Source organism: Arthrobacter sp. RT-1, assembly GCF_003367205.1.
In the GTDB taxonomy this organism is placed as follows: domain Bacteria; phylum Actinomycetota; class Actinomycetes; order Actinomycetales; family Micrococcaceae; genus Arthrobacter.
The window spans coordinates 118,138-138,145 of sequence record NZ_QRGQ01000040.1 but is presented as its reverse complement, the minus strand read 5'-3'; the positions used below and the strand labels follow the sequence as shown (position 1 = coordinate 138,145).

Here is a 20,008-nt window from a genome sequence, read left to right as displayed (position 1 = left end):
CTATTCCTCGTCACCCTCTGCGCCCAGCGCTTCGTTCTCGGTCCAGGTCCGCTTGGGCCCGGTCAGGACGATGTCCCAGTTGTAGCCCAGCGCCCATTCGGGCTCGGTGAGGCTGTGGTCATAGTTGGCCACCAGCCGGTCGCGGGCGTCCTGGTCCACGATGGTCTGGTAGATGGGGTCCAGCGGGAACAGCTGGTCCCCGGGGAAGTACATCTGGGTGATGATGCGCTGGGTGAACTCGGTGCCGAACAGCGAGAAGTGGATGTGCGCGGGACGCCAGGCGTTCAGGTGGTTCTTCCACGGGTAGGCGCCGGGCTTGATGGTGGTGAACCGGTAGGAGCCGTCCGGACCGGTGATGCAACGGCCGATGCCGGTGAAGTTGGGGTCGATTGGCGCGGGGTGCTGGTCCCGCTTGTGGATATAGCGGCCGGAGGCGTTGGCCTGCCAGATTTCCACCAGCTGCCCGGCTACCGGGCGGCCGTCGCCGTCCAGGACCTTGCCCGCGACGATGATCCGCTCGCCCTGGGGTTCGCCGTTGTGCTGGATGGTGAGGTCCGATTCCAGCGCGTGCACGTCCTGGTGCCCGAAGGCCGGCGAGTACAGCTCGATGGTTTCCGGGTCCGCGTGGTGCAGGCTCTTGGTGGGGTGGCGCAGGATGCTGCTGCGGTATGGCGGGTAGTCCAGGCGGGGCTGGGTCTCGGCCGGGGCACCGTCTTTGAGTGCCCGCTTGTAGGCGTCGGCCAGGCCGTTGATCTCGTCGCTGAGGTCCTGCTGTGTTTCCACGGCGCGGTCCAGCTGCGCGTGTCCTGCCTTGGGTTCGGCAGCCGGTACAAGCTCGTCCGTCTGCGCGGTTGTTTCGTGCGGCACGGCTGGCTCCTTTCTGGTGTTCGGTCTTGTTTTGGAAGGTGTGCGGTGGTCAGTGCCGCTGGGGGGACGTGTGCTGGCGGTGGTCGTACTGGACGGCATGCCGGACCGGGGCGTTGGGGGCCCCGTACCCGTCGTAGTTGCCGCGGCGCTCCACCATCTCGAAGAACACGCTGCCCACGGTGGCGGTGTAGAAGTGCAGAAATTCCCCGCTGGCATCGCGGTCGTACAGGAGGTTGAGTTCCTGCAGGGTGGCCAGGAACCCGGGTTCCAGGTCGAACCGGGCATCGAGGTCCTCGTAATAGTTGGCCGGAATCTGCAGGAACTCCAGGCCCCGCTCCCGGGCGGCCCGGGCGGTGGCCACGAGGTTGTCCACGGCGAAGGCGATGTGTTCCTGGTAGGTTTTCCGGACTTCGCTCTGCGCCTGCTGCGCCGGTGCCAGGTTCAGCACCAGCCGCACGGCGCCGTCGGTGGTCTGCATGACCTGCGAGCGGACCAGCCCGCTGGGGCTGGGAACCTCGGCGAAGGGCTGCGGTTCCAGGGCCAGGGCGCTGGTGTAGAAGAGCACGGCTTCGTCAAAGTGCTGCCACGGCTGCGCCAGGTTGACGTGGTCGATGACGGCGCCGGCTCCGCTCGAGGAGCGCTCCAGGCCCTCGCCGAGCTCACCGGCCTGCCCGAATTCCGCAGTCCAGGTGGCGGTGCCGTCCGGGCTGCCCTGGCACAGGAAGATTTCGGTGGAGTCCGGGGCCGAGATGCCCTGGAACACTTCCTCGTCGGCCTGGACCTTGCGGGCCACCACCGGCGCCTTGAGCTGCTGGGCCCGGGCGGAGGCAATGACCGGGGAATCGACGTCGAAGCCTAGCGCGGCGATGGCGGGTTCGGCATGCGAGGCCGCCTGCTCGTTGATGATCACGCGGGCCTGGCCCATGGTCCAGAGCTGGACGTCCTTGGTGCGGTGCCGGCCCTCGAATGCGAAACCGAGCTGGCCCAGGAGCTTTTCGAGCTGCGCGGTATCGTCCGCCTTCACCTCGGCGAAGTTGAAGCCGGCCGGTTCGTTCACCTTGGGCAGGGTGGCCAGTTCCATGGGATACCGACGGCGGATGGCGGCACTGCCGCCCCCTTCGGCTTCGGCCGTGGCGGCGAGCCATTTGGCGCTTTGTTCCTCCAGCCAGATCAGCGAGCGCATGGCGTCCACGGCGGTACGTTCGACATCGGACTGGCGGAAGACGTCGTTGAAGACCTCCAGGGAGACCGGGCCGGTGTAGCCGGCGCGGACCACGTGGCCCATGAATTTGGCGAGCTCGAACTGGCCCTCGCCCGGAAACACGCGGTAGTGGCGGCTCCAGGAGAGCACGTCCATAGTGAGTTTCGGGGCATCTGCCACCTGGACGAAGAAGATCTTGTCCGCGTTGATGTCCTCGATGGGCGCCGTATCCCAGTCGCGGGACAGGATGTGGAAGGAGTCTAGGCAGGTCCCAAGGTTGGGATGGTCCACCATCTCCACCAGGCGGTAGGCGTGCTCGTAGTCGTTGACGTACTTGCCCCAGGCCAATGCTTCGTAGGCCACTTTGATACCGTGGTCGCCGGCCAGCTCGGCAAGCTGCGCCAACTGGGAGGCCCTGAGTCCGTCGTCGTCAATGGTTGCCGTGGCAACGTTGGAGCAGACCAGGATGGTGTCCATGCCAAGGCGGGACATCAGCCCGAATTTTGCCTCGGCCCGCCGGAGGTTGGCCTTGAGCAGGTCCGGGGTGACGCCGTCGAAATCGCGGAACGGCTGGTAGAGGTCAAGCCCCATGCCCAGGTCCGCCGCCATCTTGCAGACGTCCTCGGGACCCAGGGTGGAGGTGACCAGGTCCTGCTCAAAGATCTCGATGCCGTCGAACCCGGCAATCGCGCAGGCCTGCATCTTTTCCTTCAGCGTGCCGGAGAGGCAGACGGTGGCGATTCCGGTGCGCATCAGGCTGCCACCTCCTCGGCGGCCACGAGTTCCAGGAAATGCGAGCGCATGCGTTCCGGATCCGGTTCCAGTCCGGTGAAGATCCGGAAGGCGTCGGCGGCCTGGCCCACTGCCATCCGGCCTCCGTCCAGCACGGCGCAGCCCTTGGCCCGGGCGCCCCGGACCAGTTCGGTGTCGATGGGGCGGTAGACGATGTCCGCAACCCAGTGCCGGGCTTCCAGCAGGCCAAGGTCCAGCGGGACGCCGGGGTGCGCGGCCATGCCTACGGGGGTGCAGTGCACCAGGCCGTCGGTGAGCGGCATCAGCTGCGGCAGCTCCGCCGTCGTATGGGCTGTGACGGTGCTGTCCGGGAAGAAACCGGCGAGTTCGGCGGCGCGCTCGGCGGCGCGCTCAGGAGCCACGTCCACCAGGTCGAGTGCCTTGACGCCGGCGGAGAGCAGGGCGTAGGCGACGGCTGAACCGGCACCGCCGGCACCGAGCTGGACCACGCGGTCCAGCTTCGCGCCGGGCAGGCCGGAGGCGAGGGCGGCGCCGAAGCCGGAGAAGTCGGTGTTGTGGCCGATGAAGCGGCCGTCCTCGATCACCACGGTGTTGACGGCGCCAAGCTTCAGGGCGTCCGGGGAGATGACATCCAGGTACTGCAGGACCAGCTGCTTGCAGGGGTGGGTGATGTTCAGTCCGTTGAAGCCGAGGGTGCGGGCGTTCTGGAGCAGCTGGCCGACGGATTCGCCCGGCAGGCCGAGTTCCAGGAGGTCGATGGGGCGGTAAAGGTAGCGCAGGCCCTGCACATCACCTTCGCGTTCGTGCATGTAGGGGGTGAGTGACGGCGTCACGCCATCGCCGACCAGTCCCACGAGATAGGACTCAGTTCGATTACTCATCCGTGCAGCTCCTTTGGTAACGGCACCGGAAGCGTAGGTCCGCGCGTGGCGGAAGGTGCGGTTCCGGTGTTGGAAATAACAGTACAACAATTGTTCATCTATCGCACTAGTGTTCGTAATGCGAACAGTTAGCGTTGCGGCAGCCGTGCGGCCAGCTCCGCGGCAGCGTCCTGCAGCAGCGGCACGTGCGCTTCCAGTGCCTCCAGGCTCAGGCGGAAGACCGGAACCGCAGTGGCCAGGGAGGCAAAGGCATGGCCCTGGCCGTTCAGCAGGGGCACGGCAACGGCGCGCATGCCGGCCTCGTTCTCCTCGTCCATCACTGCATAACCCCGGCGGCGCGTGCGTTCAATCTCGTCGCGGAACAGCTGCCTGTCGGTGATGGATTTGTCGGTGAGTGCCTCCAGCGGCAGCTCCGCCAGCAGCCGCTCGCGCTCCGCATCCTCCGCGAAAGCCACCAGGGCCTTGCCCACGGCGGTGGTGGAGAGGGAGCCCAGATGCCCGGGGTCGGAGGTGACGCGGAAAATCTGCGGGCCGTCCACCTTGTTGACGGTGAGGTGGTGGTTCCCGTCGCGGACGCTCAGAATGGTCGCCTCGCCCGTCTGCTCGGTCACGCGCCGCAGCACGGGCATGGCCGTGCCGGCAAAGCCGTGGTGGTTTGAAACCCGCTGTCCCAGCTGGAAGATCCGCAGCCCAAGATGGTAGCGGCGGCCATCGGGTTCATAATCCACGAACCCGTCCCGGGCCAGCGAGCCAAGGAGCCGGTAGGTGGTGCTGAACGGCAGCTCCGCGCGGCGTGAAATCTCCGCCGCGCTGGCGCCCCGGGGCTCATCCCCCAGGAGGACCAGGAGGCTCAGGGCCTTGCCCACCATGTCAGTACGGTCGGCCTTTTTCCCTGCCGCCCCGGACTCGCCGGCTTCAGCGGGAACATCATCGGCCACTGTGGTTTGGTTCACACTCATAACTCGATGTTGCCACAATGTGAGAGCTATTTCTAGATCGTGATTATTTTCTTGACAGGTGACAGTCCTCACAGCCATCATTGCTGTATCGCACAAGCAGCTCTCACCATGCGGCTACTTGTCCCGGATCTACTGTTCGATCCAGCGCATAGCGCGCCCCCCGCCCGCACCCAGGCGGCTGCGACCAAGTTTTAATTCGCGACAATGTCGTCACACAAAGGAACTCCATGAGCCAGACACTTCCGTCCGCCGGAGCGGGCACCGCCACCCATGGCGGGACGCCCAAGAAGGCGGCCCTCGCCAGCTTCCTGGGCAGCGCCGTCGAATACTACGACTTCTTCATCTTCGGCTCCGCAGCCGCGCTGATCTTCCCCACCGTCTTCTTCCCGGACGCTGATGCCAACGCCGCCATCATGTCCTTTGCAACCTTTGGTTTCGCCTACGTGGCCCGCCCTGTGGGCGCCGTGATCCTGGGCCACTTCGGCGACCGGGTGGGCCGGCGGAAAGTCCTGATGTTCACCCTGCTGCTCATGGGTGCCTCCACGTTCCTCATCGGCTGCCTGCCCGACTTCAACACCGTGGGCTGGTGGGCTCCGGCACTGCTGGTGCTGGCGCGGCTCTGCCAGGGCCTTTCCGCCGCCGGCGAGCAGGCCGGCGCGTCCTCCATGACCCTTGAGCACGCCCCGGACAACCGCCGCTCCTTCTTCACCTCCTGGACCCTCACCGGCACCCAGGGCGGCCAGATCCTCGCAGCCCTGGTCTTCATCCCCGTCCTCGCCCTCCCGGACGAGATCAAGTACGGCATCGGCTGGCGCATCCCGTTCTGGCTCAGCGCCGTCGTGGTGGTTGTTGCCTTCTTCATCCGCCGCACCCTGCACGAGCCCCCCGCGTTCGAGGAAGCCCAGAAGTCCGCCCAGATTTCCAAGCTCCCCGTGGCCGACCTCCTCAAGGCCCACTGGCGCGACGTCCTGCGCGTTATCTGCTGTGCCTTCATCGCCGCCGTTTCCACCGTGTTCGGCACCCTCGCCATCAGCTACGCCAAGACCGTTGCCGGCGTTGACGGCACCACCACCCTCTGGCTCGTGGTGGGCGCCAACCTGGTGGCCCTGGGCACCCAGCCACTGTTCGGCATGCTGGCGGACAAGATCGGACGCAAGCCGGTGTTCATCTACGGCGCGCTCTCCAGCGCTGCCCTCACCCCGCTATTCCTGCTCAGCCTCGAATCAGGCAGCGTCCCCCTGATGTTCCTCGCCGCCATCGGCTTCTTCTCCTGCGGTTACGCCGCCTCCAACGCCGTCTGGCCGTCCTTCTACGCCGAGATGTTCAGCACCAAGGTCCGCTTCTCCGGACTGGCCATCGGCACCCAGCTGGGCTTCCTGATGGCAGGCTTCGCACCGGCCATCGTTGCAGCCATGGGCGGCATCAAGCCCGGCGGCTGGGTCCAGATCAGCGTCTTCACCGCCGTCATCTGCTCCATCGCGGCCATCTCGGCCCTGACTGCCAAGGAAACCTTCAAGGTTCCCACCCAGCAGCTCGGCCTGAAGTAGGCCGCGGGCGCGCACCTTCCCGCCCGGTTGCTTTTTGAAAGCCCGCCGTTCCGCCTGCACTGGCCCAGGAACGGCGGGCTTTCGCGTGTCCGGGCCGCCGGCCGGGTGGGTACCAACCGGGCAGGAAGGTACGACGACGGGTGGCAGCCGGAGCCGCGGCACACCTTCCCGCCGCTGAACAGGTACTTCATCAATTCTCGAATTAGAGGCAGGGAAGGCTACCCTAAGTAGTCCCCTCTTTTTCCTGCCCTCCCCCGGGCAGCCCTGCTAGGCGGTTTCTGTGCGTTCCTTCCTTCGTCCCCGCGTCCTTGTGGCAGCCCTGGCCACCCTTACGCTGGCCGGCTGCGGCTTCAGCGGCAACCAGGCCCAGCCTGCGCAGAGCACCGCAGCAGCGGACACCAGCCAGCGGATTGTGGTGGACAACTTCCGGGCACCGGTAGCCAACTGGGCCGTCGAATCCGACGCCGCCTACATCCTTTCCCTCTCCGGCTGCCTCGAAACCCTCACCAAATACGACCAGGCCGAGGGCAAAGTAGTTCCCTTCCTGGCCACAGAGTGGAAGCAGACCTCCCCGCTGGACTGGGACTTCAGCATCCGGCAGGACGTTTCCTTCCAGGACGGCAGCGCACTCACCGCGGAGTCCGTGGTGGCCGCACTGAACCACGTCCTGGACGCAAAGGTGCCCGCCCGCGCCTTCAACCGCACCATGATCAGCAGCGTCACCGCGCTGGACGCCACCACCGTCCGGGTGAGCACCCCCGCCGAGAACCCCCTGGTCCCGTACCGCCTGGCCAGCGTCAACACCGGCATCCTGGCTCCCGCTGCCTACAAGGACGCCGAAGTGAACCCGTTCGGCCACTGCACCGGCCCCTTCACCCCGGTGTCCGAAAAGGCCAAGCAGTCGCTGACGCTGGACCGCAACGAAAACTACTGGGGCGGCGACGTCCAGCTGGCCGGCGCAGAAATCAGGTTCATCACCAACGGCGCCACCCGCGCCGCCCAGGTGCAGACGGGCGAAGCGGATATCTCCCTGTCCATTCCCGTGGCCAGCCTCGCCGCCCTGAAAAGCGCTCCCGGCGTCACTGTGCTGGGCGCCGATTCGCCGCGCACCGCCACGCTGTACATGAACAACGGCCGCGCGCCGCTGGACAACGTTGACGTCCGCAAGGCGATCCGGGACTCCCTGGACCTGGATGCCCTGGCTGCAAGCGTCTACGAAGGCGCTGCCCTTCCCGCCACCGGTCCGTTCGCGCCGTCCGAGCCCTGGGCCGGCGAAGACCAGGAGAAGCACAAGCAGGATCTCGACGAAGCCCGCAAGCTGCTGGCGTCCGCCGGCTACACCGCGGACCGTCCATTGGAAATCATCGCCATCGTGGAGCGCGCGGAATTCGCCGACGTTGCCGCGGTCATCCAGGAGAACCTGAAGAACATCGGCATCCCGCTGTCCATCCAGGCCAAGGAATACGCCTCGGCGGAACCGGACGTCATGGCCGGCAACTACGACATGCTGCTCAGCCAGCGGAACCGGCTGATCGACATCGCGGACCCCATCGGCTTCCTCACCGCGGACTACACCTGCAAGGGCACCTACAACCTGAGCCACTTCTGCGACGCGGAGTACGACAGGATCATCGCCGAAGCTGCCACAACCATTGATGCCAACGAACGCTACAAGCTGTACGCGGAAGCAGGCCGGATCCTCAAGGACAAGGCGGTCAACGCCTGGCTCGTGAACGAACAGGCCACCGACGCGGTCCGCACCAACGTCCTCTCCTACGTCCAGGACCCGCTGTCCCGCTACGTCCTGACTGCGAACACAGCAAAGTCCGCCTCCTAGTCCTCCGGGATACACCGCATGCTGCAGTTCATCACCAAACGGACCGCCACCCTGCTGGCCGCCGTTGCCGTGTCCTCCTTTGCGGTGTTCCTGATCCCCTACGTCACCCCGGGCGATCCTGTCCGGAAGATCATCCGCTCGCGGGTGGCGGGGGATGCGGTGGATGAGTCGGCTGTCCGGGGCCTCGCCGAGAGCCTGGGCCTGAACGACCCCCTGGCCGCGCAGTACTTCCGCTGGCTGGGCGATTTCTTCACCGGCGACATGGGGCTGTCCTTTGTCAGCCGGACTCCCGTGGCGGAGCAGGTGCTGCCGGCACTGACCGTCACGTTGAGCCTGGTGGCCATGTCGCTGGCGCTGGCCGCGGCGGTGGCCCTTCCGCTCGGCATCATCTCCGGGCTCCGGCCGGGCAGCATGGCGGACAAGGCGATTACCGCCGTCACCCAGGCCTTCATTGCGATGCCGGAATACTGGGTGGCGCCCGTCCTGGTCCTGGTGTTCGCCCTCAAGCTGTCCGTGCTGCCCACCGCCGGCTGGAACGACCTCTCATCGGCTGTGCTTCCGGCCCTGACCCTGGCCCTGCGGCCCATCAGCTTTTTCACCTCCGCGGTCCGCGCCGGAATCATTGACGCCGCCGGCGCCGATCACGTCTCGGCGGCCCGGGCGCGCGGCCTGAGCCATGCACAATCCATCCTGCGGCACGTCATTCCGAACGGACTGGTGCCCCTGTCCACGCTCTTCGCCGTGTGGTTCGCCGGGCTGTTGGGCGGTTCGGTGATCGTGGAGGTGATCTTCGCCGTGCCGGGCATGGGAAGGCTGCTCTTTGACTCCGTGATCAACAGCGATATCCCGCTCGCCCAGGGCGGGGTGGTAGTGGTTGTGGCCCTCGCCGTCGGCGTGACCACCCTGGCCGACTTCGTCCACCGCTTCCTCAGCCCCACAGTGGGAGACTCCCTTGCGTAGCCGGAGCATAGTCACCACCCTCGCCGCGGCAGTCCTTGCCCTGATCGTCCTGGCGGTGCTGCTGGCGCCGTGGATCTCGCCCTACCCGCCGGCGGAACAGAACCTGGCGCAGCGCCTGGCTGCGCCCTCGGCCGCCCACTGGCTGGGCACGGACAACCTGGGACGGGACACCCTGAGCCGGATCCTGGAGGGCGGCCGGTTCTCCATGTCGGTGGCCGCACTGGCCACCGTGCTGACCTGCCTGCTGGGGGTGGCGGTCGGAATCGTCAGTGCGCGGCGGCGCGGCTGGGTGGATGAATTCCTGACCCGCACCAATGACGTCCTGCTCGCACTGCCGGAAATGGTGGTGGCGCTGTTCATCGTGGCTGCGCTCGGCACCGGGTTCGGTCCCCTGCTGCTGGCGCTCACGGTCACCGGCTGGACGCCCTTCGCCCGGCTGGCGAGGACCCTGGCGTATGACATCTCCGCCCGCGGCTTCGTGGACGCCGCACGCGTGGTGGGCTGCACGCCGTCGTTCATCATTTTCCGCCATGTCCTGCCCCACCTCGCCGCCCCCGTCCTGGGCCAGGCGACGCTGCGGTTCGGGCACCTGCTGATCAGCGTGGGCGCCCTCTCCTACCTGGGGCTCGGTGTCCAGCCGCCGCAGTCCGACTGGGGCTCCATGCTGGCCGCCGCCCAGCCCTTTGCCGACCGCGCGCCGCTCGGCATCCTTGCCCCGGGCCTTGTCATCTTCACCGTGGCCCTCTGCGTCACGCTGCTGGGCCAGCGCGCGGCGCGCATGGCAGCCGCTCCCCTGCTGATTCAGGCGGCGGCAGACGCATGAGCACGCCGCTGGTCCTCGAGGACCTGGAAGTCAGCCTGACAAGGGACGACGGCGGGCGGCAGGGAAGGCCGCTGCTGTCCAGCGCCTCGCTGTCCGTGGATCCGGGCGAGTTCGTGGCGCTGGTGGGCAGTTCAGGATCGGGCAAGACCCTGACCGCCATGTCCTGCCTCCGCCTGCTCCCGCCGCAGCTGGAGATCACGGCCGGTTCCATCCGGCTCGACGGCCTTGACCTGGTGCAAGCCACGGAAGCGGAGCTCAATACGGTCCGCGGGGGCCGGCTGGGAATGCTGTTCCAGCAGCCCAAGCGGATGTTCAACCCGAACCGGACCATCGGCCACCACCTTCGGGAGCCCCTGCGCCTTCATGGCGGGCTCCGCGGGCCGAAGGCCAGGGCCAAGGCAGTGGAGCTGCTCGAAGAGGTGGGCTTTTCCGATCCCGTCAGGGGGTTCCGCGCCTACCCCCACCAGCTCTCCGGCGGCATGGCACAGCGCGCCATGACGGCCCTCGCATTGGCCGGGCAGCCGGAGATGCTGCTCGCCGATGAGCCGACGTCCGCCCTGGACAAGGTGCTGGAACGCCAGGTCCTGCAGCTGCTGGACCGCGAACGCCGCGAACGCGGGCTGGGCATCCTGTACATCACCCACAACCTCGCCTCCGTGGCCGCCTACGCGGACAGGGTCCTGGTCATGAATGCCGGCAGCATTGTGGAGGCAGGCCCGGCCCACGAGCTGCTAACCCGCCCAAAAACCGCGTACGCCCGGGACCTCCTGGCGGCAGCGCAGCTTGCCCCGGAGTCCCGGCGCCGACCGTCCTCGGCGGAGCGTGATGTCCTGGTCCTGGACGGCGTGGGCAAGCGTTTTGGTCCGCGGCGGAAGCCGGGCGGTGCCGCGCTGGACGACGTCTCCCTGTCCCTCCGCCGCGGCGAGATCCTGGGCGTGCTGGGCCAGTCAGGTTCGGGAAAAAGCACGCTGGCGAAAGCCATTGTCGGCCTCGAAGCTGCCAGCACCGGGACCATTACCCGGCAGCTGGACGGCGCCGAAGCCCAGCGGCCCACGGCCGTCCAGCTGGTGTTCCAGGAACCGCACAGTGCCTTTGACCCCCGGATGACGCTGCGGGCCAGCCTGCGGGCGCCACTGCTGCCGCGACGCGGGCTGACACCCGCCCAGCGGGAGGAACGGATCGCCGCCGCCCTGGCCGAGGTGGAGCTGGACGCCGGGCTGCTGGACAAACGCCCCGGCCAATGTTCCGGCGGACAGCTTCAACGGGCCACCATTGCCCGCGCCCTGCTGCTGGAGCCGCAGGTCCTGATCTGCGACGAAGCCACCTCGGCACTGGACGCACTCACGCAGCGGACCATCCTGAACCTGCTGCTGCGGCTGCAGCGGGAGCGCAACCTGTCCCTGATCGTGATCTCCCACGACATGGATGTGGTGCGGTACATGTGCGACAGGGTTGCCGTCCTGCTCGAAGGCCGGGTGGTGGAGGTGGCCGAAACGCGTGACTTCTTCGCGGCACCCCGGCACCCGCACAGCCGGTCCCTGGTGGCAGCCTCCATCCCCTGCCGTGCGGACGGCCTGTGGACCATGCTGGACGCCCGGAACCATGCCGCACGGGCGGGGCTGGAGCGGCAGGCCGCGGAAGGCTAGGACCGGCCGGTCGCCAGCACCGACGCCAGGTCAAAGTTGACGGGCTCCTCCAGCTGCGCGTATGTGCAGGACTCCGGGTCCCGGTCCGGCCGCCAGCGGTTGAACTGCGCCGTGTGGCGGAACCGGTCACCCTCCATGTGGTCGTACCGGACCTCCACCACGAGCTCGGGCCGCAGCGGCACAAAGGACAGGTCCTTGCCGGCGCTCCAACGGCTGCCCTCGGCGTTGCGCGGCGTCCGCCCGCCCTCTTCCTGCTTGCCCCACGCCCAGGGGTGGCCCTCGAAATCCGTGACCAGCGGCTGGAGCTGTTCGTACAGTTCCTTGCGCCGCTTCATGGGGAAGGCGCCGATGACGCCCACACTGGCCAGGCCGCCGTCGTCCTTGTACAGGCCCAGCAGCAGCGAACCGATGCTGTCCGGGCCACTCTTGTGCACCCGGTAGCCTGCCACCACGCAGTCCGCGGTGCGCTCGTGCTTGATCTTGAACATCACGCGCTTGTCCGGCTGGTAGGTGCCGCCCAGGGGTTTGGCCACAATGCCGTCCAGGCCTGCCCCCTCGAACTGGCTGAACCATTGCCCCGCGATGTCCTTGTCAGTCGTCGCGGCGGTGAGGTGGACCGGGGCCTTGCTGCCCGCGAGCGCCTTCTCCAGCGCCGCCCGCCGTTCAGCGAATGGCCTGCCCGTGTAGTCGTCGTCCCCCAGCGCCAGGAGGTCGAACGCCACGAAGGAGGCCGGTGTCTGCCCGGCCAGGAGCTTGACCCGGCTGGCCGCGGGATGGATGCGCTGCTGCAGGGCGTCGAAATCCAGCCGGTCCCCTGAGGCGCCCACCAGCACGATCTCGCCGTCGATCACGCACCGTGGCGGGAGGTTCTCCTTCAGCGCCGCCACCAGCTCGGGAAAGTAGCGGGTCATGGGCTTTTCGTTGCGGCTGCCGATCTCCAGGTCGTCACCGTCACGGAAAATGATTGACCGGAAGCCGTCCCATTTGGGCTCGTAGCTGAGGTCGCCCTCCGGGATGCCGCTGACGGACTTGGCGAGCATGGGCGGGACGGGCGGCATCACGGGAAGTTCCATGCTGCCCATTCTTGCCCGGCGACCGCCCTTCACGGAACCCCGCAGGTGGCCGTGCCAGCGGCTCAGCCGGCCAGCAGCCAGACGATCAGGACCAGCGCCGGCGCGGCGGCCGCCGTCGAGAGGAGGATGGTCTCCCGTGCCACCGCCACTCCCCGGCCGTACTTGCTGGCGAAGAGGAACGCGTTCTGGGCGGTGGGCAGCGCGGCCATGAGCACCACGCCCAGGAGCGTCTGCTGGTCCAGGTTGAACAGGAAGCGCCCGACGACGAACGCCACCGCCGGCATCACCAAGGACTTGAGTGCCGTGGCTGTAAGGATCTCCGCCGTATGCCCGCCGCTTTTCAGCATGCGCGTGCCGCGCAGCGACATTCCGAATGCCAGCAGCACCACCGGCACGGCGGCTCCGCCCAGGAGGGTCAGCGGTGCCATCACCGGCTCGGGAAGCTCCACGTTGAAGGCAGCGAGGACCACACCCAGGAGGGAGGCGATGATCATGGGGTTCCGGAACGGCTGGGTGAGCAACAGCCGCGGCGAGAAGCGGCCCGCGGCAGAAAGATCCAGCAGCGTCAGGACCAGCGGGGCCAGCAGGAGCAGCTGGACCAGCAGCACCGGCGCCACCGGGGTTGCGTCGCCCAGGGCGTAAAGCGTGATGGGAATGCCGATGTTGTTGGCGTTGACATAGGAACTCGCCATGGCGCCAATGGCCGTTTCCGCCAACGGACGGCGGAACCACAGGCGGCTGACGATGACGTACAGCAGGGCGGTGGCCGCGGCCGTGATCAGCGCGAGCGGCACGTAGGCGGAAAAGACCACCGAGATGTCCGATTCCAGCACCACCGTGAAGAGCAGGACGGGATTGGTGATGAAGAAGGCGGTCCGCGTCAGCGCCGACACCGTCGCCTCGCCACCCAGCCCGCACCGGGCGGCAAAATATCCCACGGCAATAACGACGCCGATCACCGCCAGCCCGATCAGCACGCCGCCCATCAGAGGCACTTCCTTCCCGTCGATCCGCCTCCCGCCGGGAAGGCGGGAGGCAGTACTACAAGTTACAAACTTATCCGACAAGCAGGCGCGCGCAGGCACCGCTGGACCCGGGCCCTCGACACGGCACCACTACGGACGGTAGAGGTTAACGATGGTTACCCTCGGTTTTCACGCATCGCATGAACAGATCAGTCCCGGCCAGTTGCTCAAGGACGTCCAGCACGCGGAGCGCGCCGGCTTCGATGCCGCCATGTGTTCGGACCACATTGAGCCCTGGTCGGCACGCCAGGGGCATTCGGGCTTCGCCTGGTCCTGGCTGGGCGCCGCCTTGGCCACCACCAATTTGAGGTTCGGGGTGGTGACGGCACCGGGCCAGCGCTACCACCCGGCCATCATCGCCCACGCCTCCGCCACGTTGTCCAGCATGTTCCCGGACCGGTTCTGGTTCGCGCCCGGCAGCGGGGAGAACATGAACGAGCACATCACCGGTGACGGATGGCCCGCAAAGGATGTCCGCCAGCGGCGCCTGGAGGAGTGCGTGGACGTGATCCGCCGCCTCCACCGCGGCGAGGAGGTCACCCACCGCGGGCTGGTGACCGTGGAGCAGGCACGGATCTGGGACGTTCCGGAGAATCCGCCGCCGCTGATTGCTCCCGCTGTCAGCGTGGACACCGCCCGCCGTGCCGCCGCCTGGGCCGACGGCCTCGTCACCGTCAACCAGCCGGCCGCGAAACTACGGGAGATGCTGGCCGCGTACCGGGACAACGGCGGGCGGGGAAAGGCAGCGCTGCAGGTCCACCTGTCCTGGGCTCCGCGTGAAGCTGACGCCGCAGCCATCGCCCTGGACCAGTGGCGGACCAACACCTACGATCCGCCCATCCCCTGGGACCTGCCCACCGCCGGGCACTTCGACCTCGTGGGCGAACACGTGACAGAGGACCAGGTCCGCAAGACCGTAAACGTGTCATCGAGCCTCGACCAGCACGTTGAGTGGCTGGCGGAGTACGCCGGGCTGGGCTTCGACGAGCTGTACCTGCACTTCGTGGGGCAGGAGCAGGCTCCCTTCATCGACGCGTTTGCGGCGGAGGTCCTGCCCCAGCTGCGCGCAACCGGTGTCCCGCAGCTTGCCGGCGCCTCCAGCGAACCGGCCGCCGGGGCGTCCGCATGAGGATCGCCGAGACTTCCGACCTCTGGTGGAAAAACGCTGTCATCTACTGCCTGGACGTGGAGACATTCTTTGACGACGACGGCGACGGCCTGGGTGACTTCGCGGGCCTCACCCAGCGCGTGGACTACCTGGCCGCCCTGGGCGTGACGTGCATCTGGCTCATGCCGTTCTACCCTTCCCCCGACCGGGACGACGGCTACGACGTGACCGACTTCTTTGGCGTGGATCCCCGGCTTGGCACGCTGGGAGACGTGGTGGAGTTCATCCGGGCCGCCAAGGACCGCGGCATGCGCGTAATTGCCGACTTCGTGGTCAACCACACTTCGGACCAGCACCCATGGTTTGTCGAGGCACGGAAATCAACCGACAACCCGTACCGGGACTTCTATGTGTGGCGGAAGGACACTCCCCCGGACACGTCCTCCGAGGTGGTGTTTCCCGGGGAGGAGGACTCCCTCTGGACGCAGGACGAGGCCACCGGCGAGTGGTACCTGCACATGTTTGCCAAGCACCAGCCGGACCTCAACGTCACCCATCCCGGCGTGCGCGACCAGATCGCCAAGGCCATGGGGCTGTGGCTGGAACTGGGGCTGGACGGTTTCCGACTGGACGCCGTGCCGTTCTTCCTGGAGACCCGGGGCCAGCCCAAGGACGAGGCGGCCAACCTGGATCCGCACGAATACCTCGCCGCGCTGCGCAGCTTCGTCAGCCGGCGCAACGGCAGCGCCGTGCTCCTGGGCGAAGTGAACCTGCCGTACAAGGAACAGGTGGAGTACTTCGGCGGGCCGGAGGGCAATGAGCTGAACATGCAGTTCGACTTTATGTCCATGCAGCACATCTACCTGTCGCTGGCCCGGCAGGACGCCCGTCCGCTGGCGGAAACGCTCAAGAGCCGCCCGCCGCTCCACCCGGACAACCAGTGGGCCATGTTTGTGCGCAACCACGATGAACTGACGCTGGACAAGCTCAACGACGGCGAGCGGGAAGAGGTTTTTGCCGCCTTCGGGCCGGAGAAGAACATGCAGATCTACGGCCGTGGCCTGCGACGGCGGCTCCCCCCGATGCTCGGCGGCGACCAGGAGCGCCTCCGGATGGTGTATTCCCTGATGTTCTCCCTGCCCGGCACCCCCGTGCTGTTTTACGGCGAAGAGATCGGCATGGGCGAGGACCTTCGGCAGAAAAGCCGTGCTGCGGTACGTACGCCCATGCAATGGACCAGCGAAAAGAACGGCGGATTCTCCACCGCAAAGGCCTCCGACCTGGTGGCACCCCTGGCCAGGGACGAGTACGGGCCGGAGCACGTCAACGCCGCAGCCGCGAAGCGGGATCCGAACTCGCTGTTCAACTTCATGTCCACCCTGATCCACCGGTACCGCGAATCCCCGGAACTGGGGTGGGGGGAGTTCGCCGTCCTCGACCAGCCGGAACCCGCCGTGTTTGCGCATACGTGCAGTTCCGACGGCGGCACGCTGGTCCTGCTGCACAACCTGGGCGAAGGCGCGGCAAACATCCAGGCCTGCCTCAGCCCGCCGGACGGCTCCGGGCGGGGGTACAGGGACGCTGTCCTGCTGGACCTGTTCGACGGCGACAATATTCCCCTGGAGCCCGACGGCAGCTTCAGCGTCAAGCTGGAACGCTACGGCTACCGCTGGTACCGCCTGCACCGGAAAGGCGACCGGCTGGCTCCCTAACGCTCCGGCACTTAACGGGGACGCCCGGCGTCGGCCTTTATGAAAAGATCAACCATGCGCGCCATGCAACACTCCAGCAAACTCCAGAACGTCCGGTACGAACTCCGCGGGCCCATCCTCCAGGCTGCCAAGAACATGGAGGCCGAGGGGCACCGGATCCTCAAGATGAACCTCGGGGACACCGCCCCGTTCGGACTGGAGACGCCGGAGTCCGTGGTGGTGGACATGATCCACCACCTGCGGGGCGCGCAGGGCTACAGCGATTCCAAGGGCATCTTCTCGGCCCGGACGGCCATCTCGCAGTATTACCAGACCCGGGGCCTGATGCAGATCGGCGTGGAGGACATCTTCATCGGCAACGGCGTCAGCGAGCTCATCTCCATGTGCCTGCAGGCGTTCATGGAGAACGGGGACGAAATCCTGGTCCCCGCACCGGACTATCCCCTCTGGACGGCCGCCGTCACCCTGACAGGGGGCGTGCCCGTGCACTATCTCTGCGACGAGGCCGAGAACTGGTGGCCTGATATGGCCGATGTCGAGGCCAAGATCACCAGCCGCACCAAGGGGATCGTGATCATCAACCCCAACAACCCAACGGGTGCCGTGTACCCCCGGCACGTGCTGGAGCAGTTCGCGGCGCTGGCCCGGAAGCACAACCTGGTCCTGTTCTCGGACGAGATCTACGAAAAGGTGCTGTACGAAGACGCCCAGCACATCCACACCGCATCCGTGGCCGAGGACGTGTGCTGCCTGACGTTCAGCGGCCTGTCCAAGGCCTACCGCATGCCCGGCTACCGGGCGGGCTGGGTGGCGGTCACCGGGCCGCTGGCCGCCACCGCCGCCTACCGAGAGGGCCTGGAGTTGCTGGCGTCCCTGCGGCTGTGCCCGAACGTTCCCGCCCAGCACGCCATCCAGACGTGCCTTGGCGGTTACCAAAGCATCGAGGCGTTGGTCCGGCCGGGCGGGCGGCTGCGGGAACAGCGGGACCTGGCGTTTAAGCTCCTCACGGCCATTCCCGGCGTTACCTGCGTCCCGGCGTCGGGGGCCATGTACCTCTTCCCCCGCCTGGACCCGGACCTGTACCCAATCGCAAGCGACGAGCAGTTCGTCCTGGACCTCCTGCAGGAACAGAAGATCCTGGTCTCCCACGGTTCGGCGTTCAACTGGCCGGCGCCGGACCACTTCCGGTTCGTGATCCTGCCGTCCGTGCTGGACATCGAGGAGGCAGTGGGCCGGATCTCCACGTTCCTGTCCGGCTACCGCAACCGCGCGGCGGCCTAGCCGGAGCGCTGCCTGCGGGCGTCGGCCAGCTGCAGCAGGGTCCCGGCTTCCGCCACGATTAGTTCCTGGGTGGAGGCGGAAACGGTGACGCTGCGCCTGCTGTCCTGCTCCTGGTTCCGGATGCCGACGGCGATGGCGCTCATCAGGTCCGCATCCTCTGCAGTGGCCAGGTCACTGCCGATGAGCTGGACCAGCACCTTCAGCCCCGCCAGCCGACGCTGCGGATCAGCGTCACTAAGGGCTGAATCAATGGCCCATTGCGCGCGTTTCCACCACTGGTCCCGCCGGTCTGCCCGGTCCCGCTGCCGGTACGCCAGGAAGGCGACCAGCACCACACCGAACGTTGCCAGCGGCGCCAGCGCCGCCGCAGCCAGCACCGACGTCCAGATCCCCTGCACGATCTCCATGGGACTACCTTAGGGCCGCCCCCGCCGGCCCCGCGGACAACTGCCGTGCCGGAGAAACACCGCCGATTCGAAGAACTAACCGGTACCTAACCGCGGGGAAACCAGCACGCAACATTGCCCGGCCACACTGGTAGTGCAGGCAAGAGCCGGCACCAGCCCCAGCCAGGAGGCCCGCCATGATGAAGAAAGCGACCACGCATGTAACCAGAGTCCGCGCGCTGGACCAGCTCCACCGCGGTGATGAAATCGAAGCCCGCCTTTCCGTTGGGCCTTCCTACGACGATGTGGTGATCCGCCGCGGCAGCGTCCAGGAAACGGCGCCGGGCATCGGCGTCGTCTGGATCATGGACCGGGTCACGGGCCTGCGGAAAGCGATCAATACGGACGAATGCAGCGTGTGGCGGGTCGCCTGAGGCCGGCCGCCTTTAAACCTTTCCGGGGCACTACACACCGCGGAGGCGGGCGCAGTCAGTAAGGACTGCCCGCAACCGCGGCGGAGTGACGCTCAGCCGCCGGCCACCGACTGGACGATCAGCACCTCCTGGCCCGGCACTACCTCGGTGTCCAGCCCCCGCAGCCGCCGCACCTCATCGCCGTCCACGTAAACATTGACGAAGCGGCGCAGTGCGCCGGTTTCGTCGCGCAGCCGCCTGGCAAGCACCGCGTAGCCGGAGGTCACGGAATCCAGCAGCTTTTCCACCGTCATCGGCCCGTCGGCGGGCGCAGTCAGTACGGACTGCCCGCCGGCCAGTGGCTGCAGGACGCCGGGCAGCACCACCGTGATGTCAGTCACCGGCCACCGCTGCGGCCCGCACGCAGAGAACGTCCGGCAGGTGGGCTGCCACTTCCCTGAACGTTTCGCCCTCGTCAGCACTTGCGTAGACGCTGCCGCCGCGCGTGCCGAAGTACACGCCGGCAGGCTCCGCCGTGTCTACGGAGGCAGCGTCGCGCAACACGCTGTTGTACTCCGCCGTGGGCAGCCCGGAGGACAGCCGCTTCCAGGTGGATCCGGCGTCGTCCGTGCGGTGGACGGCGAGTTCGCCGTCGGGTGGAATGCGTTCCCCGTCTGCTTTCAGCGGCACAACCCAGGCCGTTCCCTCGCGGCGGGGATGGGTCAGCATCACAAAGCCGAAGTCGGCCGGCAGCCCGTCGGCGATCGAGGTCCAGGTGTCCGCATTGTCGTCCGTGCGGTACACGCCGTGGTGGTTCTGCGCGTACAGGCGTCCGTCCACGGCGTGGTCGGCCGCGATTTTGTGGACGCATTGGCCGAACTCGGGATTGGGGTCCGGCATGAAGTAGGCGGAGATCCCCTTGTTGCGGGCCTCCCAGGAGGTGCCGCCGTCGAGCGAGCGGTACACGCCGCCCGTGCTCATGGCTACGTGGACTGTTTCCCCGGCCGGGTGGACCACGATGGAATGGGCGGCCGCGCCGCCGTAGCCTGCACCCCATTCGCTGCGGTGCGGATGGTCCCACAGGCCCCGGTTCAGTTCGAAGTGTTCGCCGCCGTCCGTCGATTTCCACACGGAGATGGGTTCCGCTCCGGCCCACACCACTCCCGGACGGGAAGCGGCATCGGGATAGATCTGCCAGATGCGCTCCAGCGCGGCGCCGGTGTCCTCCGGAAATTTGATGGCGCCCTGTTCCGGCTCGGACCAGGTGGCACCGAGATCATCGGAGTGTGCAACGGTGGGACCCCAATGCTCGTTCCGGACGCCCACCATGATCCGGGTTCGGCCGTCCCTGGTGTCAATCCCGATGCTGGGAACCTCGCTCATGAGGAAATGCGGGCCGGTAAACGACCAGTCGCGCCTGTCCTGGCTGGTGGCCAGCCACAGGCCTTTTTTGGTGCCGATCGCTAAGACAAAACTCTCTGCGGTTGCCATGCCCACCATGCAACCACCGCGGTGGGCTGCCCGCAACGACTTTTG

The 20,008-nt window shown here is 67.2% G+C and carries 18 protein-coding genes; 9 read left to right on the top strand and 9 right to left on the bottom strand.

Annotated features, from left to right (window positions below; genetic code table 11):
* The 4 genes from pcaH to DXK94_RS18770 form a co-directional block, all read right to left on the bottom strand.
* Entirely contained in the window at positions 1-867 is an 867-nt protein-coding gene (gene pcaH / locus DXK94_RS18785) for a protocatechuate 3,4-dioxygenase subunit beta (RefSeq protein WP_079598059.1), read from the bottom strand.
* Positions 868-916: 49 nt separating this feature from the next.
* A complete protein-coding gene (locus tag DXK94_RS18780) occupies positions 917-2,821 on the bottom strand; it encodes a bifunctional sugar phosphate isomerase/epimerase/4-hydroxyphenylpyruvate dioxygenase family protein (RefSeq protein ID WP_115526087.1) in 1,905 nt (634 codons plus the stop codon).
* Positions 2,821-3,702, bottom strand: coding sequence for a shikimate dehydrogenase (locus DXK94_RS18775; protein ID WP_115526086.1), 882 nt, complete (start codon positions 3,700-3,702; stop codon positions 2,821-2,823). Before DXK94_RS18775 ends, DXK94_RS18780 begins: the two co-directional genes overlap by 1 nt.
* Before the next feature lie 128 nt (positions 3,703-3,830).
* Positions 3,831-4,661 carry an IclR family transcriptional regulator gene (locus DXK94_RS18770; protein ID WP_176156888.1) on the bottom strand — a complete coding sequence of 277 codons (831 nt, stop codon included), beginning with the start codon at positions 4,659-4,661 and terminating at the stop codon, positions 3,831-3,833.
* A gap of 227 nt (positions 4,662-4,888) precedes the next feature.
* On the opposite strand from DXK94_RS18770, the gene DXK94_RS18765 reads away from it, so the two are divergent.
* The 5 genes from DXK94_RS18765 (at position 4,889) to DXK94_RS18745 (ending at position 11,474) form a co-directional block, all read left to right on the top strand.
* Complete coding sequence (locus tag DXK94_RS18765) at positions 4,889-6,208, top strand: MFS transporter (RefSeq protein ID WP_079598062.1); 1,320 nt, start codon at positions 4,889-4,891, stop codon at positions 6,206-6,208.
* A gap of 280 nt (positions 6,209-6,488) precedes the next feature.
* Positions 6,489-8,045 (top strand): ABC transporter substrate-binding protein, encoded by a 1,557-nt coding sequence (locus DXK94_RS18760; protein ID WP_115526085.1) that lies wholly within the window; start codon positions 6,489-6,491, stop codon positions 8,043-8,045.
* An 18-nt stretch (positions 8,046-8,063) separates the two neighbouring features.
* The gene (locus DXK94_RS18755; protein ID WP_115526084.1) at positions 8,064-9,005 is read left to right on the top strand and encodes an ABC transporter permease; all 942 of its coding nucleotides are present in this window, start codon (positions 8,064-8,066) and stop codon (positions 9,003-9,005) included.
* Entirely contained in the window at positions 8,998-9,828 is an 831-nt protein-coding gene (locus DXK94_RS18750) for an ABC transporter permease (protein WP_115526083.1), read from the top strand. Before DXK94_RS18755 ends, DXK94_RS18750 begins: the two co-directional genes overlap by 8 nt.
* Positions 9,825-11,474, top strand: a complete 1,650-nt coding sequence (locus DXK94_RS18745) for an ABC transporter ATP-binding protein (RefSeq protein ID WP_115526082.1) — start codon at positions 9,825-9,827, stop codon at positions 11,472-11,474. The genes DXK94_RS18750 and DXK94_RS18745 overlap by 4 nt, the downstream gene beginning before the upstream one ends.
* Here DXK94_RS18745 and DXK94_RS18740 read toward each other — a convergent pair.
* Both DXK94_RS18740 and DXK94_RS18735 read right to left on the bottom strand, forming a co-directional pair.
* Positions 11,471-12,547 carry an ATP-dependent DNA ligase gene (locus tag DXK94_RS18740; RefSeq protein ID WP_115526081.1) on the bottom strand — a complete coding sequence of 359 codons (1,077 nt, stop codon included), beginning with the start codon at positions 12,545-12,547 and terminating at the stop codon, positions 11,471-11,473. The two genes, DXK94_RS18745 and DXK94_RS18740, sit on opposite strands and share 4 nt — an antisense overlap.
* Positions 12,548-12,609: 62 nt before the next feature.
* Positions 12,610-13,533, bottom strand: a complete 924-nt coding sequence (locus DXK94_RS18735; protein ID WP_115526080.1) for an AEC family transporter — start codon at positions 13,531-13,533, stop codon at positions 12,610-12,612.
* A 151-nt stretch (positions 13,534-13,684) separates the two neighbouring features.
* Here DXK94_RS18735 and DXK94_RS18730 point away from each other — a divergent pair, with 151 nt between their 5' ends.
* The 3 genes from DXK94_RS18730 to DXK94_RS18720 are packed head-to-tail and all read left to right on the top strand — an operon-like array spanning position 13,685 to position 17,673.
* A complete protein-coding gene (locus DXK94_RS18730; RefSeq protein ID WP_115526079.1) occupies positions 13,685-14,701 on the top strand; it encodes a TIGR03885 family FMN-dependent LLM class oxidoreductase in 1,017 nt (338 codons plus the stop codon).
* Positions 14,698-16,392: an alpha-amylase family protein gene (locus DXK94_RS18725; RefSeq protein ID WP_115526078.1), complete on the top strand. Its 1,695-nt coding sequence runs from the start codon at positions 14,698-14,700 to the stop codon at positions 16,390-16,392. The genes DXK94_RS18730 and DXK94_RS18725 overlap by 4 nt, the downstream gene beginning before the upstream one ends.
* Before the next feature lie 54 nt (positions 16,393-16,446).
* On the top strand, positions 16,447-17,673 hold the full coding sequence (locus DXK94_RS18720; RefSeq protein WP_115526077.1) for a pyridoxal phosphate-dependent aminotransferase: 1,227 nt from the start codon (positions 16,447-16,449) through the stop codon (positions 17,671-17,673).
* Here DXK94_RS18720 and DXK94_RS18715 read toward each other — a convergent pair.
* Positions 17,670-18,080: a hypothetical protein gene (locus tag DXK94_RS18715; RefSeq protein WP_115526076.1), complete on the bottom strand. Its 411-nt coding sequence runs from the start codon at positions 18,078-18,080 to the stop codon at positions 17,670-17,672. The genes DXK94_RS18720 and DXK94_RS18715 overlap by 4 nt on opposite strands.
* A gap of 176 nt (positions 18,081-18,256) precedes the next feature.
* On the opposite strand from DXK94_RS18715, the gene DXK94_RS18710 reads away from it, so the two are divergent.
* Positions 18,257-18,493: a hypothetical protein gene (locus DXK94_RS18710; RefSeq protein WP_079598073.1), complete on the top strand. Its 237-nt coding sequence runs from the start codon at positions 18,257-18,259 to the stop codon at positions 18,491-18,493.
* A 92-nt stretch (positions 18,494-18,585) separates the two neighbouring features.
* On the opposite strand, the gene DXK94_RS18705 is transcribed toward DXK94_RS18710, so the two are convergent.
* Both DXK94_RS18705 and DXK94_RS18700 read right to left on the bottom strand, forming a co-directional pair.
* Positions 18,586-18,873: a MoaD/ThiS family protein gene (locus tag DXK94_RS18705; RefSeq protein WP_115526075.1), complete on the bottom strand. Its 288-nt coding sequence runs from the start codon at positions 18,871-18,873 to the stop codon at positions 18,586-18,588.
* Positions 18,866-19,972: an exo-alpha-sialidase gene (locus DXK94_RS18700; RefSeq protein ID WP_115526074.1), complete on the bottom strand. Its 1,107-nt coding sequence runs from the start codon at positions 19,970-19,972 to the stop codon at positions 18,866-18,868. Before DXK94_RS18700 ends, DXK94_RS18705 begins: the two co-directional genes overlap by 8 nt.
* Between the last annotated feature and the right edge of the window lie 36 nt (positions 19,973-20,008).

Excerpts from the sequence above, each read along its gene's own strand:
- DXK94_RS18775 (WP_115526086.1), bottom strand. The coding sequence starts at position 3,702 with ATGAGTAATCGAACTGAGTCCTATCTCGTGGGACTGGTCGGCGATGGC.
- DXK94_RS18770 (WP_176156888.1), bottom strand. The coding sequence starts at position 4,661 with ATGAGTGTGAACCAAACCACAGTGGCCGATGATGTTCCCGCTGAAGCC.
- DXK94_RS18745 (WP_115526082.1), top strand. The coding sequence starts at position 9,825 with ATGAGCACGCCGCTGGTCCTCGAGGACCTGGAAGTCAGCCTGACAAGG.
- DXK94_RS18765 (WP_079598062.1), top strand. The coding sequence starts at position 4,889 with ATGAGCCAGACACTTCCGTCCGCCGGAGCGGGCACCGCCACCCATGGC.
- DXK94_RS18725 (WP_115526078.1), top strand. The coding sequence starts at position 14,698 with ATGAGGATCGCCGAGACTTCCGACCTCTGGTGGAAAAACGCTGTCATC.
- DXK94_RS18710 (WP_079598073.1), top strand. The coding sequence starts at position 18,257 with ATGATGAAGAAAGCGACCACGCATGTAACCAGAGTCCGCGCGCTGGAC.
- DXK94_RS18720 (WP_115526077.1), top strand. The coding sequence starts at position 16,447 with ATGCGCGCCATGCAACACTCCAGCAAACTCCAGAACGTCCGGTACGAA.
- DXK94_RS18780 (WP_115526087.1), bottom strand. The coding sequence starts at position 2,821 with ATGCGCACCGGAATCGCCACCGTCTGCCTCTCCGGCACGCTGAAGGAA.
- DXK94_RS18740 (WP_115526081.1), bottom strand. The coding sequence starts at position 12,547 with ATGGAACTTCCCGTGATGCCGCCCGTCCCGCCCATGCTCGCCAAGTCC.
- DXK94_RS18730 (WP_115526079.1), top strand. The coding sequence starts at position 13,685 with ATGGTTACCCTCGGTTTTCACGCATCGCATGAACAGATCAGTCCCGGC.
- DXK94_RS18700 (WP_115526074.1), bottom strand. The coding sequence starts at position 19,972 with ATGGTGGGCATGGCAACCGCAGAGAGTTTTGTCTTAGCGATCGGCACC.
- DXK94_RS18755 (WP_115526084.1), top strand. The coding sequence starts at position 8,064 with ATGCTGCAGTTCATCACCAAACGGACCGCCACCCTGCTGGCCGCCGTT.
- DXK94_RS18715 (WP_115526076.1), bottom strand. The coding sequence starts at position 18,080 with ATGGAGATCGTGCAGGGGATCTGGACGTCGGTGCTGGCTGCGGCGGCG.
- DXK94_RS18735 (WP_115526080.1), bottom strand. The coding sequence starts at position 13,533 with ATGGGCGGCGTGCTGATCGGGCTGGCGGTGATCGGCGTCGTTATTGCC.